The sequence below is a fragment of the Jatrophihabitans sp. genome (assembly GCF_051960575.1).
Lineage (GTDB): Bacteria > Actinomycetota > Actinomycetes > Mycobacteriales > Jatrophihabitantaceae > JBQCEE01.
The window spans coordinates 1-4,237 of record NZ_JBQCEE010000262.1 but is presented as its reverse complement, the minus strand read 5'-3'; the positions used below and the strand labels follow the sequence as shown (position 1 = coordinate 4,237).

Below are 4,237 nucleotides of genomic sequence, written 5' to 3'. Positions count from 1 at the left end.
CGCGCACCTCGCCGCAGACGAGCAGCACGAGACGGTCGGCGAACTGGGCCGCGAGCGACAGGTCGTGCAGCACGCTCAGCACGGTGAGGCTGTGCTCGCGCCGGATCTCGTCGACGAGTTCGAGGGCCTCGACGCGTCGGCCGATGTCGAGTGCACTGGTCGGTTCGTCCAGCAGCAGCACCGGTGCCTCCTGGGCGAGGGCGCGGGCCAGCACCGTCCGCTGCACCTCACCGCCCGACAGCGTCGCCAGCGGCCGCTCGGCGAAGCGGGTGAGGTCGAGCCGGTGCAGCAGCGACTCGCTCACCGCCACGTCGTGCGCGCTCTCGCGTCCGAGGTAGGGCATGTGCGGCGTGCGGCCGAGCAGTACGTAGTCGAGCACCGTCATCGCCGCCGGCAGCTCCGGCTGCTGCGGCACGAGCGCCACCCGCCGGGCGCGGTCGCGCCACGACAGGCGTCCGGCCTCTGTGTCACCGACCCAGACGCTGCCGTCGTGCGGCACCAGCGAGCAGGCCGCACGCAGCAGGCTCGACTTGCCGGCGCCGTTGGGGCCGACGAGGGCGACCCACTCGCCCTCGGTGACCGTGAAGGAGACGTCTGCGACGGCGGGGACGCCGGCGTAGCGCACGCCGACCCCGTCGAACCGCAGACTGGTCACAGCACTCCCTGGCGCCCGCGTCGCGACCGCAGCACCAGCAGGAAGAACGGACCGCCGACCACGGCGGTGACGACGCCGATCGGCACCTCGGCCGGCGCCTGCACCGTGCGCGCGACGAGGTCGGCGAGCACGAGGAACGCTGCGCCGCCGAGCATGGCCACCGGCATGACGACGCGGTAGCTCGCACTCGTCATCAGCCGCACGGCATGCGGGACGATGATGCCGACGAAGCCGATGAGCCCGCTCACCGACACCGCGGCGGCCGTCCCGAGCGTCGCCGCCGCGATGATGATCAGCCGTGATCGGGTAGGGTGCAGGCCGAGCGTCCCCGCCTCGTCCGCACCGACCCGCAACACGTCGAGCACCCGGCCGTGCGCGAGCAGCACCGCCATGCTGACCACCAGATACGGCAGCGCGAGCCGGACGTCACCCCAGCTCGCCACCGAGAAACTGCCCAGCAGCCAGTTGTAGATCTGCCGGATCTCTTCGACGTGCTGCTGCTGCAGGTAGGTCTGCACCGCGGTGAGCATCGCGGCGATCGCCACGCCGGCGAGGATGACAGCGTGGCCGGACGACCGGCCCGAGCCGATCGCCGACACGGCGTAGGTCAGCAGCACCGCGACCACCGCGCCGGCGAACGCGGCCACCGGCAGCGCCGCCGTCCCGGACGCACCGGCGACGATCGCGATCGTCGCCCCGAGACCGGCGCCGGCCGCGACACCCAGCAGGTAGGGATCGGCGAGCGAGTTGCGCAGCACGCCCTGGTAGGCGGTGCCGCTCGCCGACAGCGCGGCGCCCACCAGTGCCGCGAGCACGACGCGGGGCAGGCGAAGCTGCCACACGATCGCCTGGTCGACCGGCGCGGTCGAGACGTGCGCACCGAACACGTGCGCCAGCAGGGTGCGACCGACGTCCGCCGGGCCGACCGCGACCGGCCCGACGCACGCCGCCACGATCACCACGATGACGAGCAGCACCGCCGCCGCGCCGGTGGGCACGGCGAGCGGGTGACGGCGTCTCGGCATGCTGCTGACCCGAGCGGCGGTGTGCGCGGTCATGTCGCCGGATGGTCCTTGATCTCCGTGGCGATCGCCTGCACGAGGTCGACGAGGCGCGGGCCCCATCGTGAGGCGATGTCGTCGTCGAGTGCGGCGATGCGCGAGCCCTTCACCGCCGACATGACCGACCAGCCGGGGCGCGCCGCAACCTTCTGCGGCGACTGGGCGCAGCACTTGGTGTCGGCGAGGAAGACGTAGGTCGGGTCGGCCTTGAGGATGTACTCGCTGCTGAGCTGCGGGTAGCCACCGGCCGCTGCCGCGCCCTTCGCGGCGTCGGCGATGCTGGTGAGCCCGAACAGCTTGAAGACCTGGCCGATGAACGTCGCCGTGGTCACCGAGTAGTACGTCTGGTCGAGCTCGTAGTAGAAGGTCTCACCGGCGTGGCCGGCCGGGTTGTCCTTGACGAGCTCGTCGATCTTGCTGCGCATGGACGAGACCAGTGCCGCTGCGGCGTCGCCGTGCCCGGTCGCCCTGCCGATCTGCAGGATCTGCTCGTACGCGTCGTCGAGCTTGGCCGGCGCCGGCTGGGCGTAGACGGCGAGCCCGAGCTTGGTGAGCTGCGTGACCTGCGCGGGCGTGAGCCCCGACTCGATCACGAGGTCGGGACGGTAGGACGCGACCGCCTCGGCGTCGAGCTGGTAGGCGTCGATCTTCGTGTGCGGCACGTCCGCCGGGTAGTTGGAGTTCTTGTCGACCGCCACGACCTGGGGGCCGGCGCCGACCGCGTAGAGGTCCTCGGTCGCGGTCGCCGACAGCGAGACGATCCGCTTCGGCATCGCCTTGACGGTGACCGCGCCGCTGCCCGAGCCGAGGGTCACCGGGAACTGCGCCGCCGCCGCGCCCGACGACGGTGCCCCGGTCGTCGGGCTGCCCGACGTCGCCGAGGTCGAGGCCGTGGTACTCGCCGGGGGGCTGCTCGCCGAGCCGGAGCTCGAGCAGCCGGTGATCGCCGCGGTCGGGGCGATCAGGGCGATCAGTACGAGGCCGGTGCGTGCGGCTGTCGTCCGCATCATGGTCGTTCATCCTCCGGTCTTGCCAGGGAGGGTGAAGCACGCTCGCCAGTTCCGCCGCGGACGGCAGACCTGCCCGAACCGTCCTTCCTCCGAGGACAGGTGTCGAGACGCAAGGCAGGCGTCCGGGCTCGCCCCGAGGGGCAGTACCGTTGCGGGACAGCGCCGGATTCTCACCGGTCTTCGCTGCGGATGCGCCGGCCGCCCGACGTGCGCGCGGCCGCGAGCAAGGTAGCACGGCGAGTGGATCTCGGTTTACGGTCGACCCCTCAGCCGCTTCCGAGAGGATGCTCATGCGCGTACGCCTGCCCGTCCGCCACCCACACCTCCGCCGCATCGTCCTGGTGCTGCCGCTCGCCGCAGCGCTGGGCGCCCTCACCCCGGCGACGGCGACCGCGGGTGGCAACAGCGGGAACGGCTCGTCGACCGGGACGGCGCGGATCTTCATGGTCAATCCGGTGCAGTCGAGCGGTGACGAATCCCTGACCGACCAGAACGATGCACGGTCGGCGGTGCCCATGAGCGCCTACGCGATCGCCCAGCTGCGCAACCTCGACGGCTCGGGCTACCTGCGCGGCAGGTGGGTGAACGTCGCCTCGGCCACCGGGACGCCGGCGTTCAGCCCGACCAACGACTTCGAGTACTTCCGCGACCAGGACCAGTTCGAACAGGTGATGGCGTACTTCTGGGTGAACCAGGCGCAGGAGTACCTGCGCTCGCTCGGGTTCGGCACCACGTTCCCGGCGGTCGTCGACCAGTCGCTGCCCGTGAAGATCGACCAGTACGGCGGCGACAACTCCTACGAGACCGACAAGCCGTACCGCCTGCGCTTCGGCAAGGGCGGCGTCGACGATGCCGAGGACGGCGAGGTGATCGTGCACGAGTACGGCCACGCGGTGCAGGCCTCGCAGATCCCCGGCTTCGGCGCGAGCCACGAGGCCGGCTCGATCGGCGAGGCGTTCGGGGACTACCTCGCGGTCAGTGTGGGTCTCGCTGCGGATGCGCAGTACGGGTGGCCGGTACGGGCCGAGCAGGCGTGCCCGATGGACTGGGACTCGACGTCCTACACATCCGCGCCGCACTGCATCCGCCGCTTCGACCTGAACCTCACGACGGCCGACGAGATCGGCGAGGTGCACTACGACGGGCAGATCTGGTCGCAGGCGTTGTGGGAGATCAGGCTCGGCTACCAGAAGCTCGGTCTCAGCACGGCGCGGTGGGACACCACGCTCGTCGACTCGCAGTTCGGGTATGCGCCCGACACGTCCTTCGCCGCGGCGGCCGCGCAGACCTACCGCACCGCGCTGGAGCGCGACGGCGCCAAAGCGGCCGCGCTCGTCAAGGCCCGGTTCGCGGCCCGGGGCATCGTCTTCTGATCTTCCAGGCCGGAACCTCGTCCGCGGTCCGCGCCCGGCGGGGGGGGGGGGGGGGGGGGGCCCCCCGGCCCCGCGCCGCCCCGCGCGGCGCCCGCGGGCCCGGCCCCGCCCCGCCCCGCCCGCGGGGGCGCGCCCCCC

The 4,237-nt window shown here is 72.2% G+C and carries 4 protein-coding genes; 1 reads left to right on the top strand and 3 read right to left on the bottom strand.

Annotated features, from left to right (window positions below; translation table 11 throughout):
* The 3 genes from ACTHMS_RS14970 to ACTHMS_RS14960 all read right to left on the bottom strand — a co-directional run.
* A partial coding sequence (locus tag ACTHMS_RS14970; protein WP_440307474.1) for an ABC transporter ATP-binding protein occupies positions 1-655 on the bottom strand: 655 nt, incomplete at its 3' end.
* Complete coding sequence (locus ACTHMS_RS14965) at positions 652-1,713, bottom strand: FecCD family ABC transporter permease (RefSeq protein WP_440307473.1); 1,062 nt, start codon at positions 1,711-1,713, stop codon at positions 652-654. The genes ACTHMS_RS14965 and ACTHMS_RS14970, both read right to left, overlap by 4 nt.
* Complete coding sequence (locus tag ACTHMS_RS14960; protein WP_440307472.1) at positions 1,710-2,726, bottom strand: ABC transporter substrate-binding protein; 1,017 nt, start codon at positions 2,724-2,726, stop codon at positions 1,710-1,712. The genes ACTHMS_RS14965 and ACTHMS_RS14960 overlap by 4 nt, the downstream gene beginning before the upstream one ends.
* Positions 2,727-3,016: 290 nt before the next feature.
* Here ACTHMS_RS14960 and ACTHMS_RS14955 point away from each other — a divergent pair, with 290 nt between their 5' ends.
* Positions 3,017-4,099, top strand: coding sequence for a M36 family metallopeptidase (locus ACTHMS_RS14955; protein ID WP_440307471.1), 1,083 nt, complete (start codon positions 3,017-3,019; stop codon positions 4,097-4,099).
* The last annotated feature ends 138 nt before the right edge of the window (positions 4,100-4,237 follow it).

Bases quoted from the DNA above. Each gene is read 5' to 3' on its own strand.
- ACTHMS_RS14965 (WP_440307473.1), bottom strand. From the start codon at position 1,713: ATGACCGCGCACACCGCCGCTCGGGTCAGCAGCATGCCGAGACGCCGT.
- ACTHMS_RS14960 (WP_440307472.1), bottom strand. From the start codon at position 2,726: ATGATGCGGACGACAGCCGCACGCACCGGCCTCGTACTGATCGCCCTG.
- ACTHMS_RS14955 (WP_440307471.1), top strand. From the start codon at position 3,017: ATGCGCGTACGCCTGCCCGTCCGCCACCCACACCTCCGCCGCATCGTC.